Source organism: Nocardioides sp. dk884, assembly GCF_009557055.1.
In the GTDB taxonomy this organism is placed as follows: Bacteria; Actinomycetota; Actinomycetes; order Propionibacteriales; family Nocardioidaceae; genus Nocardioides.
Window position 1 is genome coordinate 1514494 of the sequence record NZ_CP045649.1, and the last position, 15129, is coordinate 1529622.

A 15129-nucleotide genomic window follows, 5' to 3' on the forward strand; every position below is an offset into this window, starting at 1 on the left:
GGCCGGTCACCCACGTCGGTGGGTGGCCGGCCTTTCGCTGTGCCTGCTGCTGGCGCTCGTGGCGGGCGTGGCCCTCGTGCTCACCTCGGGCCCGTACGTCGCCCCCGAGCACGACGAGCGCGGTGCCTCGGCCGGTGCGGTCGACCCGGCCGGCGCCGTGCAGGCGCTCGCCGCGCTGGAGCGGGCGGTCGGGGAGCGGCAGGACCCCGGGACCGGCCCGGAGGAGGTCGCGCACATCGTGACCAACGCCCGCCGGCTGCGGGTCGCCGACTTCGGCCTGCGCTACGTCGACGCCACCGGACCGGCGGACGACGAGGGCCGCTGGCGCGCCGCCGTCGAGACGACCTGGCGCTTCGCGGGCTTCGACACGGCCGTGGCCCGCGCCGAGCTCGAGGTGACGTTCCGCTCCGCCGAGGACGGCGTGGTCGTCGAGTCGGTGGGTGGTGCCGACCGGGCACCGTTGTGGCTGGCCACGCCGGTGCAGGTGCGGCGCACCCCGGAGACCCTCGTGCTGGTGGCCGAGAGCACCGACGACGCGCCCCGCTACGCCGCGCTGGCCCGCGAGGCGGTGCCCGTCGTACGCCGGGTGCTGCCGGCCTGGCCTGCCCGCCTGGTGGTGGAGGTGCCGGCGTCCTCGCGCGACCTGGACCGGGCCCTGGGTGCCGAGCCGGGGACCTACGCCGGGATCGCCGCGGTCACCGCCACGGTCGACGGCTCCCGCGACGCCGCCGCGCCCACCCACGTGCTGGTCAACCCCGAGGAGTACGACCGGCTGCGCCGCTCGGGCGCGCAGGTGGTGATGCGCCACGAGGCGGTGCACGTCGCCACCGGCGTGGCCACCAGCTCGATGCCGCTGTGGCTGCTCGAGGGCTTCGCCGACTACGTCGCGCTGCGCGACGTCGACCTGCCGGTGTCCACGACCGCCGCCCAGATCGTGCGCCAGGTGCGCGAGCGCGGCGCGCCGCGGGCGCTGCCCGACGCCCGTGCCTTCGACGTCGCCAACGGCCGCCTCGGCGCGGTCTACGAGAGCGCCTGGCTGGCGGCGGTCGTGCTCGCCGAGCGCGCTGGCGAGGCCGGCCTGGTCAGGGTCTACGAGAGCGTGCGCGACGGGGAGGACCTCGACGCCGTGCTCGGCAGGCTCGCCGGGTGGGACGTGGACGCGTTGACCGCCGCCTGGCGCGAGCGGCTGCGAGACTTGGCGGCGTGACCCCAGAGCACCGGCCGGCAGCGCTCGGCGTGAGCATCGTGGCCGGGCTGCTCTTCGTCGTTCTCGCCGCGTGGCTGGTGCCGTGGGACCCGGTCCCCGGCGGCGACCTGACCCCGGCCGACCCCGCGGCGTACTTCGGGCCCGAGCACCTCGCGCGCGCCGAGACCTTCACCACGTGGTCGCGGGTGTGGAGCTGGAGCTCGCTGGCGGTCTCGCTGCTCCTGGCCTGCTGGTTCGGGTTCACCCGGCGTGGGCGCGCGGTCGTCGCGCGCGTGCAGCGCGGGCCGTGGTGGCTCCAGGTGGTCGCGGCGGTGACCTTCCTCGACCTGGTCGGGCGGCTGGTCACGCTGCCCTTCGGCATCCGGCAGCGCCAGCACCTGCGCGAGTACGGACTCTCGGTGCAGTCGTGGGGCGGGTACGCCGCGGACCTGGTCAAGGGCGAGCTGCTCGACATCGTCGTGGTCTCGCTGGCGCTGGTGGCCGTGATGGCCTGCGCGCGGCGGTGGCGGCGTGCCTGGCCGGTGATCGCCGCGGCGGTCGCCGCGACGCTGGTGATGCTCGGCTCGTTCGTCTACCCCCTCGTCGTGGAGCCGCTGTTCAGCTCCTTCACCGAGCTGCCCGCCGGCGCGCTGCGTGACGGCGTGCTGGCGCTCGCCGAGGAGGAGGACGTCGACGTCGAGGAGGTGCTGGTCAGCGACGCCTCTGAGCGCACCACGACGTTCAACGCCTACGTCTCGGGCTTCGGCGGGACCCGGCGGGTGGTCCTCTACGACACCCTCGTCGAGGAGCTGCCGCAGGACCAGGCGCTCACGATCGTCGCCCACGAGCTGGCCCACGCCCGCCACGACGACGTGCTCGTCGGCTCGGTGCTCGGGGCGACCGGGGCGGCGTTCGGCGTCGGCCTGCTCGGGCTGGTGCTCGGGGGACGGCGCCGGGCCACCACGCTCGGGGACCCCGCGAGCGTGCCGGTGGTGCTGGCGCTGGTCGCGCTCGCGACGTTCCTGTCCAGCCCGGTGCAGAACACCATCAGCCGCCAGGTCGAGCTGCGCGCCGACGTCGACTCGCTGCGGGCCACCGAGGACCCGGAGACCTTCATCGACATGCAGGTGCAGCTGATGACCCGTTCGCTGGCCGACCCGACGCCGTGGACGCCCTCGCAGCTGTGGTTCGGCTCCCACCCCACCGGCTGGACGCGGATCGCGCTCGCGCAGCGGATGGCTCAGGAGTAGAGCGCGTCGATCTCGCTGCGGTACTCGCGCACGACCTCGCGGCGCTTGAGCTTGAGGCTCGGGGTGAGCAGGCCGTCCTCCTCGGTCCAGTCGACCGCGAGGATGCGGAACTTGCGGATCGACTCGGCCTTGGAGACCGCGAGGTTGGCCTCGTCGATGGCGGACTGGACCTCGGCGCGCAGGTCGGGGTCGTCGAGGTGGTCGGCGAGCGGGCCGGTCTTGCCGTTGCGCTCGGCCCAGCGCGGCCAGGTCTCGACGTCGATGGTGACCAGGGCGGCGATGAACGGCTGCCCGTCACCGACGACGAGGCACTGGCTGATCAGGTGGTGGGCACGCAGGCGGTCCTCGAGCACGGCGGGCGCGACGTTCTTGCCGCCCGCGGTCACGATGATCTCCTTCTTGCGCCCGGTGATGCGGATGAAGCCCTCGTCGTCGACCTCGCCGATGTCACCGGTGTGGAACCAGCCGTCGGCCTCCAGCGCCTCGGCGGTGGCCGCCTCGTCGTTCCAGTAGCCGGCGAAGACCTGGCCGCCGCGGAACAGGAGCTCGCCGTCCTCGGCGACGCGGACGGCGGTGCCGGGGAAGGGGCGTCCCACGGTGCCGATCTTGGTCGCGGTCGGCATGTTGGCCGAGAGGGCGGCGGTGGACTCGGTGAGGCCGTAGCCCTCGAGGACGGTGAGGCCGACGCCGCGGAAGAAGTGGCCGAGGCGCTCGCCGAGCGCGGCGCCGCCGGAGATCGCATAGCCGCATTGGCCGCCGAGGGCGGTGAGCAGCTTGGCGTAGACCAGCTTGGAGAACACCGTGTGCTGGACGCGTACGCCGAGCGGGATCCGACCGGCCTCGATGCCGCGGGAGTAGGCGATCGCGACGTCGGCGGCCCGGTCGAAGATGCGGCCCTTGCCGTCGGCCGCGGCGTTCTGCGAGGCGGTGTTGAACACCTTCTCGAACACGCGGGGCACAGCCAGGAGGAACGTCGGACGGAACGACTGCAGGTCGGCCATCAGGTTCGTGGTGTCCGGGGTGTGGCCGATGCGGGCACGCGCCTTGATGGCACCGATCTGCAGGATGCGCGCGAAGACGTGGGCCAGCGGCAGGAAGATCAGCGTCGAGGCGTTCTTGCCGGAGAACAGCTCGTGGAGCTCATCGACCGCCACGCCCAGCTCGAACATGAAGTTGCCGTGGGTGATCATGCAGCCCTTGGGCCGCCCGGTGGTGCCGGAGGTGTAGATCAGCGTGGACAGGTCCAGCGGGGTCGCGACCGTGCGCCGCTTCTCCAGGTCCGCGTCCGCGATGTCGCCGCCCAGGCTGGCGAGCACCTCGACGGCGCCGTCACCGATGGACCAGACGTGGTTGAGCTCGCTCAGCTCGCCACGGATCTCCGCGATCCGGGAGAGGTGGTCGGTGCTCTCGGCGATGATCGCGCGGGCGCCGGAGTCCTCGAGGATCCACTGGATCTGGGTCGCGGAGGAGGTCTCATAGATCGGCACCGACACCGCGCCGGCGAACCAGATCGCGTAGTCCAGCAGGGTCCACTCGTAGCGGGTCTTGGAGAGCAGTGCGACCCGGTCGCCCGCCTCGATCCCGGCGGCGAGCAGTCCCTTGGCGGTGGCCTGCACCTCGGCGAGGAACTCCGCGGCGGTGACGTCGGTCCAGCCCTCCGGGGTCTGACGGCTGAAGAGGACCGCGTGGGGCGCCTCCGCTGCGTTGCGCATGACGTCGTCGGTGAGGTTGCCCGTGCTGGGCACCTCGATCGTCATGGGCGTGGAGAACTCCCGCACGTGCTTCCTCCTGGTCGGACCGTAGGTGGTCAATGTCGTGCACGTTACCGCCGGGTTCGGCGGTGGCCGCATCCGGTACGCTGCCGACCGCCCTACCCGACCCGACCCCAAGGGGAACCGATGGCCGAGCAGACCACCTCCTCGATCGTGATCGAGGCCGCTCCGGGCGAGGTCATGGAGGTCATCGGTGACTTCGAGGCCTACCCCCTGTGGGCCAAGGGCATGCAGGAGGTCCGGGTCGTCGACCCGGGCGAGGACGGCTGGGCCAAGCGCGTCCACTTCGTGCTCGACGTGGCCCCGATCAAGGACGAGTACACCCTCGAGTACGACTGGGACGGCTACGACGAGGTCACCTGGAACCTCGTCGAGGGCAACATGCTCAAGGCCCTCGACGGCGCCTACACCCTGCGTGACCTCGGCGGCGGGCGCACCGAGGTCACCTACCGCCTGGCGCTGGACGTCTCGATCCCCCTGATCGGGATGCTGAAGCGCAAGGGCGAGAAGATCCTCATCGACACCGCGCTCAAGGGCCTCAAGAAGCGCGTCGAGTCGTCGCGCTGAGCGCGCCGCCGACGCCTCTCGCCACCGCCGTGCGCATCCTTCTCCTCACCGGCAAGGGCGGCGTCGGCAAGTCCACGCTCGCCGCCGGCACCGCCGCCCTGGCCGCCGCCGGCGGGGCGCGCACGCTCGTGCTGTCCACCGACGCCGCGCACTCGCTGGCCGACGTGTACGGCGTACCGGTCGGGGCGGAGCCCACCGAGGTGGCACCGCGGCTGTTCGTCCAGCAGGTCGACGCCCAGCTCCGCTTCGAGCAGTCCTGGGCCGACGTGCAGCGCTACCTGCTCCAGGTGCTCGACGCGGCCGGGGTGGACAAGGTCGCCGCCGAGGAGCTCACCGTGCTGCCGGGCGCCGAGGAGGTGCTGGCCCTGCTCGAGCTGCGGCTGCGCGCCCGCTCGGGGGAGTGGGACGCGATCGTGGTGGACTGCGGGCCGACGGCGGAGACCCTGCGGCTGCTCGCGCTGCCCGAGGCGCTGGGGTGGTACATGCGGCGGGTACTGCCCGCGGAGCGCCGCCTCGTGCGGACCCTGCGCCCGGTCCTGGAGCGCGCCGCCGGCGTCCCGATGCCCGGCGGGGACGTCTTCGACGCCATCGAGCGGTTGCACGCCGAGCTCGCCGAGGTGCACGCGCTGCTGACCGGCCCGGGCGCGAGCGTGCGGCTGGTGCTGACCCCGGAGGCGATGGTGCTCGCCGAGTCGCGGCGCACCTGGACCCACCTGTCGCTGTTCGGCTACACCGTCGACGGGGTGCTGGCCAACCGGGTCTTCCCCGACGGGGGCGGCGACGACTGGCGCGCCGGCTGGGTGCGCGCCCAGGGGCAGGTGCTGGCCCAGGTCGAGCAGTCCTTCGCCGGCCTGCCGGTGTGGCGCTCGCTCTATCGGGCCGCGGAGCCGGTCGGCGTCGAGGCGCTGGCCGCCCTGGCCCGCGAGGTGTACGACGGCGCCGACCCGCTCGCCGTACCGACCGGCGAGGGGCCGTTCGCGCTGACCCGCACCGAGAGCGGAGCCGTGCTGCGCCTCACGCTGCCGCTGGTCGAGCGTGGCGAGGTCGACCTCGCCCGCAACGGCGAGGAGCTGGTCGTGACGGTCGGCCCGTATCGTCGGCTGCTGACCCTGCCCTCCGGCCTCGCCCGGATGCGGGTCGCCGGCGCGCACGTCGCGGACGGCGCCCTGCGGGTCCGGTTCGCCGAGGGCGGACTCGAGTCCGTCCCGCACCACCCCGACCAGCACACGGAGGACCACGCGTGAGCGGCCCCCACGACGTACCCGGCGAGCACGCCGGCGGACCCGACGGCACCCCCGGACGTGACGACGGCGCCAGTGTCGGCAGCGTCGCGGAGGAGGCGGCCAAGCTCTTCGGCGCCCTCGCCGGCCTCGCCCGCGAGCACGCGCCCGACCTGGGCGAGGGGCTCTCCGGGCTCGCCGACCACGCCGAGCGCGCCTCGCAGGAGAGTGACGCGCACGGATCCGGTGATCACGGGGCCGGCGCCTCGGCCGAGTGCACCTGGTGCCCGGTGTGCCGCACGGTGCACCTGGTGCGCCAGACCAGCCCCGAGGTGCGCGCCCACCTGGCCAGCGCGGTGACCTCGCTGGCGCGGGCGGCGGCGGGCCTGCTCGCCACGGCCGTGCCGGACGAGGGGCCGACCTCACGCTCGGGGGTCGAGCACATCGATCTCGACGGGGACCCCGACGAGAACCACGACGAGAACCACGACGGAGGACAGCGGTGAGCCTGACCTGCGGCATCGACATCGGCGGCACCAAGATCGCCGGAGGTGTCGTCGACGAGCACGGAACCGTGATCGAGGAGCTGCGCGTCGAGTCGCCGGCGACCGACGTCGCCGCGATCGAGGACGCCGTCACCGGGCTGGTCAAGGACCTGGGCTCGCGCCACGACCTGAGCGCGGTCGGAGTGGGCGCGGCCGGCTACATCGACCGCGACCGGTCCAAGATCTTCTTCGCTCCCAACATCGCCTGGCGCGACGTGGCCCTGCGCGCCGAGCTCGAGGAGCGCGTCGGCCTGCCGTTCGTGATCGAGAACGACGCCAACGCCGCGGCGTGGGGGGAGTTCCGGTTCGGCGCCGGCCTCGACACCGACGACCTGCTGATGCTGACCCTCGGCACCGGCGTGGGCGGCGGGCTGGTGCTCGACGGGTCGCTGTACCGCGGCGGGTTCGGGGTGGGCGCCGAGATCGGGCACCTGCGCGTCGTGCCCGACGGACTGCCGTGCGGCTGCGGCAACCGCGGCTGCCTGGAGCAGTACGCCAGCGGCTCGGCGCTCGTGCGCGAGACCCGCGCCGCGGTGCGCCGCGACCCCGCCCGCGCCGCCGCCCTGCTGGAGCTCGCCGGCGGCGACGCCGCGGCGATCGACGGCCCGCTCGTCACCCGGGCCGCCCAGGCCGGCGACGACCTGGCCCGCGCCCGGCTCGCCGAGGTGGGCCGCTGGCTCGGTGAGGGCATCGCCTCGCTGGCCGCGGTCCTCGACCCGGCCGTCGTGGTGATCGGCGGCGGGGTGAGCGAGGCAGGCGACCTGGTGCTGGACCCGGCGCGTGAGGCCTTCGACGCTCACCTGCCCGGCCGCGGCTTCCGCCCCAGCCTGACCATCCGCCGCGCCGAGCTCGGCAACCGGGCCGGCATGATCGGCGCCGCCGACCTCGCGCGGCGCTAGGACGAGGAGGATGGCGCTCCACATCGGCGTCGACGTCGGCGGCACCAAGGTGCTCGCGGCCGAGGTCGACGCCGACGCGACGGTGCACCGCACCGCCCGGCGTACGACCCCGGGACGGCGGGTGGAGGTCGCCGTGCTCGAGGACGCGCTGACCGAGGCGGTCCTCGAGGTGGCCGGAGGGCGTCATGTCGACGGCGTCGGGCTGGCGGCGGCCGGGTTCGTGGACGCGGCGGGGGAGCGGGTGATGTTCGCCCCGCACCTGCCCTGGCGCGAGGACTCGGTCCGCGCGCGGCTCGCCCGGCGCTGGGAGACCACCGTCGTGCTCGACAACGACGCCAACTGCGCCGCGCGGGCGGAGGTCGAGCACGGTGGGGCGCGGGAGTTCTCCGACGCGCTGGTGATCACCCTCGGCACCGGGATCGGCGGAGCCGTGGTGCTCGGGCGCCGGCTGGTGCGCGGCCGCAACGGGATGGCGGGGGAGTTCGGCCACCAGCAGCTGGTGCCCGACGGGCTGCCGTGCGAGTGCGGCGGCCGCGGGTGCTGGGAGCAGTACTGCAGCGGCAACGCGCTGGTGCGCCACGCCCGCGCCCGGATCGGGCAGGAGTCGACGTCGCTGGAGCAGGCGTGCGGGGGTGACCCCGACCGGCTCGTCGGCCCGATGGTGACCGCCGCCGCCGAGGCGGGCGACGCGGTCGCGCGTCAGGCCTTCGCCGCCGTCGGTGACTGGCTCGGCGTGGGCGTGGCCAACCTGGTCGCAGCCCTCGACCCCGAGGTCGTGGTGGTCGGCGGCGGGGTGTCAGCCGCCGGCGAGCTGCTGCTGGAGCCGGCGCGCGCCGCCCTGAGCCGCAGCCTGGTCGGCGCCGGGCACCGGGTGGTGCCGCCGCTGGTGCGGGCGAGGTTCGGCCCGGAGGCGGGCGTCATCGGCGCGGCACGCCTGGCCGCGAAGGCGACGCTACGCGACCGGGTCTGACGCGAACTCACCTCAGACCCGGGCGCCGTCGTCCCAGGGGTCGCGCGGCTCGCGCGGCATCCGCCACACCAGGTAGACGAAGCCGCCGACGAAGCCCGAGACCAGCAGGTAGGACACGATCCCGGGCAGCCCGATGCCCAGCAGCAGGCACAGCAGCAGGATCGCGGGGGAGCCGAAGACCCCGATCCAGGCGATCAGCCGGTCCCGGGTCGGCCGGGGCAGCGGCGGGGGCGCCGGCGGCACGAAGCCGTCCTCGGGCTCCGGGTCGGGGTCCGGGTCGACGACGTACGCGGCGAACGGCTCGGGATCCGGCTCGACCGGCTCCACGGCGGGCACGTCGTCGAGCTGCGGCCGCTCGCCGTAGTTCTCGACGATGCCGCGCCACACCTCGTCGTCGTTTCCACGCTGCACCCCTCCAGCGTAGTTCCGTGGGGGTGGGGGCGCTATCGGATGCTCACGCGGGCGACGAAGTCGGCGGTCTCCTCGAAGATCCGCGGCGCGTCGTGGTCGAGGGTGGCCACGTGGTAGCTGTCCGCCAGGCGCACCACGCGCAGGTCGGTGGAGGACACCCGCTCGGTGATCAGCGGCTCGGAGAGGTCGTCGACCACGTGGTCGACCTCCGAGCGCAGGTACAGCAGCGGCGCGGTGACCCGGGGCAGCGCGGTCACCAGCTCGGGCCAGGCGCGGAACATCGAGCGCGCCGCGCGCAGCGGGGTGCGCGGATAGCCGTGCTCGGTCACGCCGGGCTTGGAGATGTCGTCGACGATGCCGGGCATCGAGGGCAGCACGTGCTGCAGCACCGGCAGCAGGCGGACGTCGAGGCGGCGGGTCGCCACCGCCGGGTTCACCACCACCACGCCCGCGACCCGGTCGGGGTGGTCGGCCGCGAGCCGCAGCGCCAGCGCGCCGCCCATCGACAGACCACCCACGACGACCGCGTCGTTCTCCAGGCACAGACCGTCGAAGACGCGCGCCAGCTCGCCGTACCAGTCCTCCCAGCGCGTGGTGTTCATCTCCTGCCAGGTGGTGCCGTGGCCGGGCAGCCGGGGGACCTCCACGGCGTAGCCCAGGGCGGCGAGGTGCTCGCCCCAGGGCTTGACCGAGGCGGGCTGGCCGGTGAAGCCGTGGCTGAGCAGGACACCGACGCGGCGACCACCCGTCAGCTCGGGGCGGGCGGGGGCCGAGAGCGGGGCGGCGAGCGGGTGGATCGTCATGGGCGGATCCTAGGTCTAGAGTTCGGCTGTCCGGGTCGTGTGCGGAAGGTGCTTCGCGTGTTGTATTGGTTCCTCAAGTGGGTCGCGCTCGGCCCCCTGCTCAAGGTCGTCTTCCGTCCTGAGCTGCACGGGGTCGACAACGTCCCTGCCGAGGGGCCGGCCATCCTGGCCAGCAACCACCTCTCCTACGCCGACTGGCTGTTCATGCCGCTGCGGCTGCCGCGCCGGGTGACGTTCGTGGCCAAGGCCGAGTACTTCAACGGCACCGGCATCAAGGGCGCCCTGCAGCGCGCCTTCTTCGGCGGCTCCGGCCAGGTGCCGATCGACCGCGCCAGCGGCAGCGCCGCCGAGGGGGCACTCAGCGCGGCCAAGCGGATCCTCGACGAGGGCCACCTGTTCGGCATCTACCCCGAGGGCACCCGTTCCCACGACGGTCGCCTCTACCGCGGCAAGACCGGCGTCGCGCGGCTCGCGCTCGAGACCGGCGCCCCGGTCATCCCGGTCGCGGTGATCGGCACCGACGTGGTCGCCCCGCCCGGCAAGAAGTTCGGCAAGTTCACCCGCCCGGTGGTGAAGTTCGGCGAGCCCCTGGACTTCTCCCGCTACGAGGGCATGGAGAACGACCGCTACATCCTGCGTTCGATCACCGACGAGATCATGTACGAGATCATGCGGCTCTCCGGGCAGGAGTACGTCGACATGTACGCCGCCCAGGCCAGGGAGCTCTCCAAGGAGCAGGCGAAGGAGCAGGCCCGCGCCGCCCGCCGCGAGGGCGCCGAGCAGAAGAAGGCGTCCTGATCGACCCGCTCGGGTGGCGACGCCCGGCGCCCACCGTCGAGGACCGGCTGTTCCGCGCGCTCGCCGTGCTGCGGGTGGTGTTCTGGCTCAACACGGTCGCGATCAACCTCTGGAACGCCGGGAACTTCCAGCGCCCGCTCGCCGGGGTGGTGGTCGTGGCGCTGCTCGGCGGGTGGACGGCGTACGTGCTGCACGCCTGCGCCGACGCCGCCCGGCGCACGCCGCTGCTCCTCGGGCTCGACCTCGCGGTCGCCGTCGCGGCGCTCGTCTCCTCACCGCTGCTGAAGGGCGAGGGCTTCCAGGCCACCGTCCCGGGCTTCTGGGTCGCGGGCCCGCTGCTGGCCTGCGCGGCCCGGTACGGCGTGCGCGGCGGGCTGTCCGCCGGCGCGGTGCTGGCCGGCACCGACCTGCTGGTGCGCGAGGACATCGGGCAGGGCAACTACGGCAACGTCTTCCTGCTGCTGATCGGCGGGCCGGTGGTGGGCTACCTGGCCGACTCGCTGCGGCGGATGGCCGCCGAGCGCGACCGCGCCCAGCGCGCGGCGGCCGCGGAGGCGGAGCGGGTGCGCCTCGGGCGCGCCGTCCACGACGGGGTGCTGCAGGTGCTCGCGCTGGTGCAGCGCCGCGGCGCCGAGCTGGGCGGGGAGGGCGCCGAGCTGGGCCGCCTCGCCGGTGAGCAGGAGGCCGTGCTGCGGCGCCTGATCCGCGCCCAGGACGCGGTCGACCCCGACGCCGCGAGCGCCTCCGGCAGTGCCGACCTGGCCGCCGCGCTCGCCGGGCTCGGCTCCGCCCGGGTCAGCGTCGCCACCCCCGGCACGCCGGTGGAGCTCGCGGCGCACGCGGTCGAGGAGCTGGTCGCGGTGGTGCGCGCCTGTCTGGACAACGTGCGGGTCCACGTCGGTCCCGACGCACCCGCCTGGGTGCTGCTCGAGGCCGTCGGGGACAAGGTCGAGATCTCGGTGCGCGACGAGGGCCCCGGTATCCCCGCGGGCCGGCTCGACCAGGCCGTGGCCCAGGGCCGCCTCGGGGTGAGCCAGTCGATCTGCGGCCGGGTCGCCGACCTCGGCGGCAGCGCCGAGCTCAGCACCGGCGGCTTCGGCACCGAGTGGGAGATCGTCGTACCCCGGGGCCCTAGGGTCGGCGCATGACGATCCACTCCACGCATCCCTTCCCCACGGGGGAGGACCCGGTGCGACGGCTGCGGGGACGCCTCGGCGGCGCGGTGTCGCTGTGGACCACCGGCGCCGGCGCGGACCGCGCCGGGCTCACCGTGACCTCGCTGATGGTCGCCGCCGGCGAGCCCGCCCGGCTGCTCGGCCTGATCGACCCCGACTCCGACCTGGCGGACGCGCTGGCGGATGCCGCTGGCGACTCGGGCGACTCGGGCGACTCGGGCGGCTCGAGCGGCTCGAGCGGCTCGGAGGGGGACGGCGCCCGCTGCGTCGTCCAGCTGCTGTCCTGGCCCGACCGGGGGCTGGCCGACATGTTCGCCGGCACCGCGCCCGCCCCCGGAGGGGTGTTCGGCCAGGCGGAGTTCGAGCAGACCCCGTGGGGCCCGCGGCTGGCGAGCGCGACCACCTGGGCCGGCGTACGACTGGAGTCGGTGACCTCGCTGGGCTGGTCGGACCTGCTCACCTGCGTGGTCGAGGAGCTGGTCGTGGGGGAGGACCGCGAGCCGCTGGCGCACCGCCGCGGGCGCTACCACCGGGCGGCGGCCGATGCCTGAGGCTCCCCTCCCCGCGCCCTCCCCGGCTCCCCTCGCTGCCGCGGGCACCGAGGCGGCGCCGGTGCGCGTGATGGTGGTCGATGACCACCCGATGTGGCGCGACGCGGTCGAGCGCGACCTGGCCGCGGCCGGCTTCGACGTGGTCGGGGTGGCCGCCGACGGACGCCAGGCGCTGGCCCGGTTCCCCGCCTGCCGGCCCCAGGTCCTGGTGCTCGACCTGCAGATCCCCGAGCCCAACGGCGTCGCGGTCACCGCGGAGGTGCTGCGCCACGACCCCTCGGCGCGGGTGCTGATCCTCTCCGCCTCCGGCGAGCAGGGCGACGTCCTCGAGGCGGTCAAGGCCGGCGCCACCGGCTACCTGGTGAAGTCCGCGTCGCGCGAGGAGCTCATCGACGCCGTACGACGGGTGGCGGCGGGCGACACGGTGTTCACCGCCGGGCTCGCCGGTCTGGTGCTGGGGGAGTATCGCCGCATCGCCGAGCCGGGCGCCGACGACCCGGGGCACCCGGAGCTCACCGAGCGCGAGACCGAGGTGCTGAAGATGGTCGCCAAGGGGATGAGCTACAAGCAGATCGCGGAGCGGCTGGTGCTCTCCCACCGCACCGTGCAGAACCACGTGCAGAACACGCTGCGCAAGCTGCAGATGCACAACCGCGTCGAGCTCACCCGCTGGGCGATCGAGCAGGGCCTCGACGGTGACTGACGACGCGCAGCTGCTGGAGATCGCCGACGAGCTCTACGCGTTGGCGCTCGCGGACTTCACCCCCGCGCGAGACGCCCGGGCCAAGCAGCTGCGCGGCACCGACGAGGCCGCCCCGGTGCGCAAGCTGCGCAAGCCGTCCACCGCGGCCTGGGTGGTCAACCAGCTGGTGCGCGGCGAGGCCGAGCAGGTCGAGCAGGTGCTCTCCCTCGGCGCGGCGCTGCGCGAGGCCCAGGAGTCGATGGACGGCGAGGAGCTGCGCGCCCTGACCAAGCAGCGCCGCCAGCTCACCGCCGCCGTCACCACCCGGGCGCGGGCCGTCGCCCGCGAGCGCGGGATGAAGGTCACCGAGGCAGTCGCCGGGCAGGTCGAGGCCACCCTGACCGCCGCGATGCTGGACCCCGAGTGCGCCCGCGCCGTGCGCAGCGGCCTGCTGGTCGCCCCGCTCGCGGCCACCGGGGTGGACCCGGTCGACCTCGCCGACGCGGTCGCGCTGCCCGGTGCGCTGGGCTTCACCGCGACCGCCCGCCCCGCGGACGCCCCGCCCGAGGCCCGCCCGGGACTGCACGTCGTACCGGACCCGGAGGCGGACGCCAAGGCGCTCGCGGCCGCCGAGGGTGCGCTCGCCGCGGCCGAGCAGGAGGTCCAGGACGCCGAGCGCGACCGGGACGAGGCCGCCGGTGAGGTCAAGGACCTCGAGGCCCGGGCCCTGCAGCTGCAGTCCGAGATCGACGAGCTGCGCCGGCGCCTCGCCGAGCTGGAGGCCGCCGTGGAGGAGGCTGACGACGAGCTCAGCGACGCCGAGCAGGTGCGCGAGGAGACCGAGGCCAGCCTCACCGCTGCCCGGCGTACCCGTGACGAGGCCGCGGCCGCCCTGGAGCGGCTGCAAGACTGAGCCGGCGTCGGGTCGAGCCGAGGAGGCGCCGTGAAGACCGACTTCAAGAAGACCCTGGACTCCTACCGCGCGCGGGTCGCTGAGCTCCGCGTGCTCGAGGTGCCGCCGCTGCAGTACCTCATGGTCGACGGGCACGGCGACCCGAACACCGCCGTCGAGTACGCCGACGCAATCGCCGCGCTCTACCCGGTCGCCTACGCCCTGAAGTTCCTCAGCAGGCGCGAGCTGGACCGCGACTACGTGGTCCCTCCGCTCGAGGCGCTGTGGTGGGCCGAGGACCACGCCCTCTTCACCTCGGCACGGGACAAGTCGCGCTGGGACTGGACGGCGATGATCCTGACGCCGGACTGGATCACCGCCGAGCAGGTCGCGGGCGCCGTCGCCGGCGCCGCCGCGAAGACCGACCCCTCACCCGCCCTCGATCGGCTGCGCCTGGAGACCCTCGCGGAGGGTCGCTGCGTCCAGACCCTGCACGTCGGGCCGTACGACGCCGAGGCCGCCGTCCTCGCCAACCTGCACGAGCGCTTCCTGCCGGCCACTGGTCTGCGGCCCCGCGGCAAGCACCACGAGATCTACCTCAGCGACCCGCGCCGGGTCGACCCCGCGAGGCTCCGCACGATCCTGCGTCAGCCGGTCGAGGCGGTGTAGCGGGCGTCCACGTGTCGGGCGTGAGGGTAGAGACGTCGCGGTCCTGGGTAGACCCGCTCCGAGACGAGCGCCAGGCACCGAGCCGCCGGGCGCCACCGACCCCGCGAAACGAGAGTCCGTGTCCGAGCAGCCCCCGACGCACCAGCCCCACCCGCAGCAGCCGCACGAACCGCAGCCCAACCCGCAGCCGCCCTACCCGCAGCCGCCGTACGGGCAGTCGCCGTACCCGCAACCGCCGTACGCGCAGCAGCCGCCACCCAACTACTACGTCGCGCCGCGAAAGAGCCACGCGCTGCGCAACGTGCTGCTGATCCTTCTCGGGGTCGCCATCCTGTTCGTCGGCGGGTGCGCGGTCATGGTCGGGGCCTTCTTCAACGAGGTGGGCAAGAACCTCGACGACTTCTCCAAGGACGAGCCGGTGACGGTGACCGAGGGCGAGGCGTTCGAGCGGGACGGCTTCGAGGCAAAGCGGGGCTGGAAGCTCGCGGCGGCGGACTTCGGCGACCTGACCGTCAAGGGCCTCGAGGTCACGCTCAAGGAGGACGAGGACACCAACGGGCGGACCGCCTCGTTCACGTTCCGCCTCTACGACGGCACGCGGGTCGCCGCCGAGATCGACTGCACCTCCAACGAGATGCAGCCGGGGGAGTCCTCGGAGATGGACTGCCGGTCCTTCGACCCCGACGTCACCTACGACACCATCAAGGTCGCCTCCATGTGGTGAGCTCGCACGGTCAGC

General features: G+C 74.2%; 17 protein-coding genes. 14 read left to right on the plus strand and 3 right to left on the minus strand.

What is annotated here, in order from left to right; translation table 11 throughout:
* The first annotated feature begins 22 nt into the window (after nt 1-22).
* Both GFH29_RS07365 and GFH29_RS07370 read left to right on the plus strand, forming a co-directional pair.
* A complete protein-coding gene (locus GFH29_RS07365) occupies nt 23-1207 on the plus strand; it encodes a hypothetical protein (RefSeq protein ID WP_153322728.1) in 1185 nt (394 codons plus the stop codon).
* On the plus strand, nt 1204-2436 hold the full coding sequence (locus GFH29_RS07370) for a M48 family metalloprotease (RefSeq protein ID WP_153322729.1): 1233 nt from the start codon (nt 1204-1206) through the stop codon (nt 2434-2436). Before GFH29_RS07365 ends, GFH29_RS07370 begins: the two co-directional genes overlap by 4 nt.
* On the opposite strand, the gene GFH29_RS07375 is transcribed toward GFH29_RS07370, so the two are convergent.
* Complete coding sequence (locus tag GFH29_RS07375; protein WP_153322730.1) at nt 2427-4214, minus strand: AMP-dependent synthetase/ligase; 1788 nt, start codon at nt 4212-4214, stop codon at nt 2427-2429. The two genes, GFH29_RS07370 and GFH29_RS07375, sit on opposite strands and share 10 nt — an antisense overlap.
* 120 nt (nt 4215-4334) lie before the next feature.
* Between GFH29_RS07375 and GFH29_RS07380 the strand changes: the two genes are divergently transcribed.
* Genes GFH29_RS07380 through GFH29_RS07400 form a run of 5 tightly spaced genes read left to right on the plus strand, consistent with a single transcriptional unit; the run spans nt 4335 to nt 8409 of the window.
* Nucleotides 4335-4775: an SRPBCC family protein gene (locus GFH29_RS07380; protein WP_153322731.1), complete on the plus strand. Its 441-nt coding sequence runs from the start codon at nt 4335-4337 to the stop codon at nt 4773-4775.
* A gap of 29 nt (nt 4776-4804) precedes the next feature.
* The gene (locus tag GFH29_RS07385) at nt 4805-6019 is read left to right on the plus strand and encodes an ArsA family ATPase (protein WP_153322732.1); all 1215 of its coding nucleotides are present in this window, start codon (nt 4805-4807) and stop codon (nt 6017-6019) included.
* Complete coding sequence (locus GFH29_RS07390) at nt 6016-6501, plus strand: hypothetical protein (RefSeq protein WP_153322733.1); 486 nt, start codon at nt 6016-6018, stop codon at nt 6499-6501. Before GFH29_RS07385 ends, GFH29_RS07390 begins: the two co-directional genes overlap by 4 nt.
* A complete protein-coding gene (locus GFH29_RS07395) occupies nt 6498-7439 on the plus strand; it encodes an ROK family glucokinase (RefSeq protein ID WP_153322734.1) in 942 nt (313 codons plus the stop codon). The genes GFH29_RS07390 and GFH29_RS07395 overlap by 4 nt, the downstream gene beginning before the upstream one ends.
* Nucleotides 7440-7449: 10 nt before the next feature.
* Nucleotides 7450-8409 carry an ROK family protein gene (locus tag GFH29_RS07400; protein ID WP_153322735.1) on the plus strand — a complete coding sequence of 320 codons (960 nt, stop codon included), beginning with the start codon at nt 7450-7452 and terminating at the stop codon, nt 8407-8409.
* Between the two features lie 12 nt (nt 8410-8421).
* Here GFH29_RS07400 and GFH29_RS07405 read toward each other — a convergent pair whose 3' ends face one another.
* Together GFH29_RS07405 and GFH29_RS07410 are read right to left on the minus strand one after the other, a co-directional pair.
* Complete coding sequence (locus GFH29_RS07405; protein WP_153322736.1) at nt 8422-8820, minus strand: hypothetical protein; 399 nt, start codon at nt 8818-8820, stop codon at nt 8422-8424.
* A 32-nt stretch (nt 8821-8852) separates the two neighbouring features.
* Nucleotides 8853-9623, minus strand: a complete 771-nt coding sequence (locus GFH29_RS07410) for an alpha/beta hydrolase (protein ID WP_153322737.1) — start codon at nt 9621-9623, stop codon at nt 8853-8855.
* 57 nt (nt 9624-9680) lie between these two features.
* Between GFH29_RS07410 and GFH29_RS07415 the strand changes: the two genes are divergently transcribed.
* The 7 genes from GFH29_RS07415 to GFH29_RS07445 all read left to right on the plus strand — a co-directional run bounded on the left by GFH29_RS07415 (nt 9681) and on the right by GFH29_RS07445 (nt 15114).
* On the plus strand, nt 9681-10421 hold the full coding sequence (locus GFH29_RS07415) for a lysophospholipid acyltransferase family protein (protein WP_153322738.1): 741 nt from the start codon (nt 9681-9683) through the stop codon (nt 10419-10421).
* A 65-nt stretch (nt 10422-10486) separates the two neighbouring features.
* Entirely contained in the window at nt 10487-11569 is a 1083-nt protein-coding gene (gene macS, locus GFH29_RS07420) for a MacS family sensor histidine kinase (RefSeq protein WP_416224776.1), read from the plus strand.
* Complete coding sequence (locus tag GFH29_RS07425; protein WP_153322740.1) at nt 11566-12147, plus strand: flavin reductase family protein; 582 nt, start codon at nt 11566-11568, stop codon at nt 12145-12147. The genes macS and GFH29_RS07425 overlap by 4 nt, the downstream gene beginning before the upstream one ends.
* 70 nt (nt 12148-12217) lie before the next feature.
* The gene (locus GFH29_RS07430) at nt 12218-12850 is read left to right on the plus strand and encodes a response regulator (protein ID WP_228387884.1); all 633 of its coding nucleotides are present in this window, start codon (nt 12218-12220) and stop codon (nt 12848-12850) included.
* Nucleotides 12843-13742 carry a hypothetical protein gene (locus tag GFH29_RS07435; protein ID WP_153322742.1) on the plus strand — a complete coding sequence of 300 codons (900 nt, stop codon included), beginning with the start codon at nt 12843-12845 and terminating at the stop codon, nt 13740-13742. Before GFH29_RS07430 ends, GFH29_RS07435 begins: the two co-directional genes overlap by 8 nt.
* 30 nt (nt 13743-13772) lie before the next feature.
* A complete protein-coding gene (locus tag GFH29_RS07440) occupies nt 13773-14390 on the plus strand; it encodes a GyrI-like domain-containing protein (RefSeq protein ID WP_153322743.1) in 618 nt (205 codons plus the stop codon).
* A gap of 118 nt (nt 14391-14508) precedes the next feature.
* On the plus strand, nt 14509-15114 hold the full coding sequence (locus GFH29_RS07445) for a hypothetical protein (RefSeq protein ID WP_153322744.1): 606 nt from the start codon (nt 14509-14511) through the stop codon (nt 15112-15114).
* The last annotated feature ends 15 nt before the right edge of the window (nt 15115-15129 follow it).

What these genes read in the sequence shown, in the direction of transcription:
- GFH29_RS07380 (WP_153322731.1), top strand. Translation starts at nt 4,335, where the DNA reads ATGGCCGAGCAGACCACCTCCTCGATCGTGATCGAGGCCGCTCCGGGC.
- GFH29_RS07430 (WP_228387884.1), top strand. Translation starts at nt 12,218, where the DNA reads ATGGTGGTCGATGACCACCCGATGTGGCGCGACGCGGTCGAGCGCGAC.
- GFH29_RS07410 (WP_153322737.1), bottom strand. Translation starts at nt 9,623, where the DNA reads ATGACGATCCACCCGCTCGCCGCCCCGCTCTCGGCCCCCGCCCGCCCC.
- GFH29_RS07425 (WP_153322740.1), top strand. Translation starts at nt 11,566, where the DNA reads ATGACGATCCACTCCACGCATCCCTTCCCCACGGGGGAGGACCCGGTG.
- GFH29_RS07400 (WP_153322735.1), top strand. Translation starts at nt 7,450, where the DNA reads ATGGCGCTCCACATCGGCGTCGACGTCGGCGGCACCAAGGTGCTCGCG.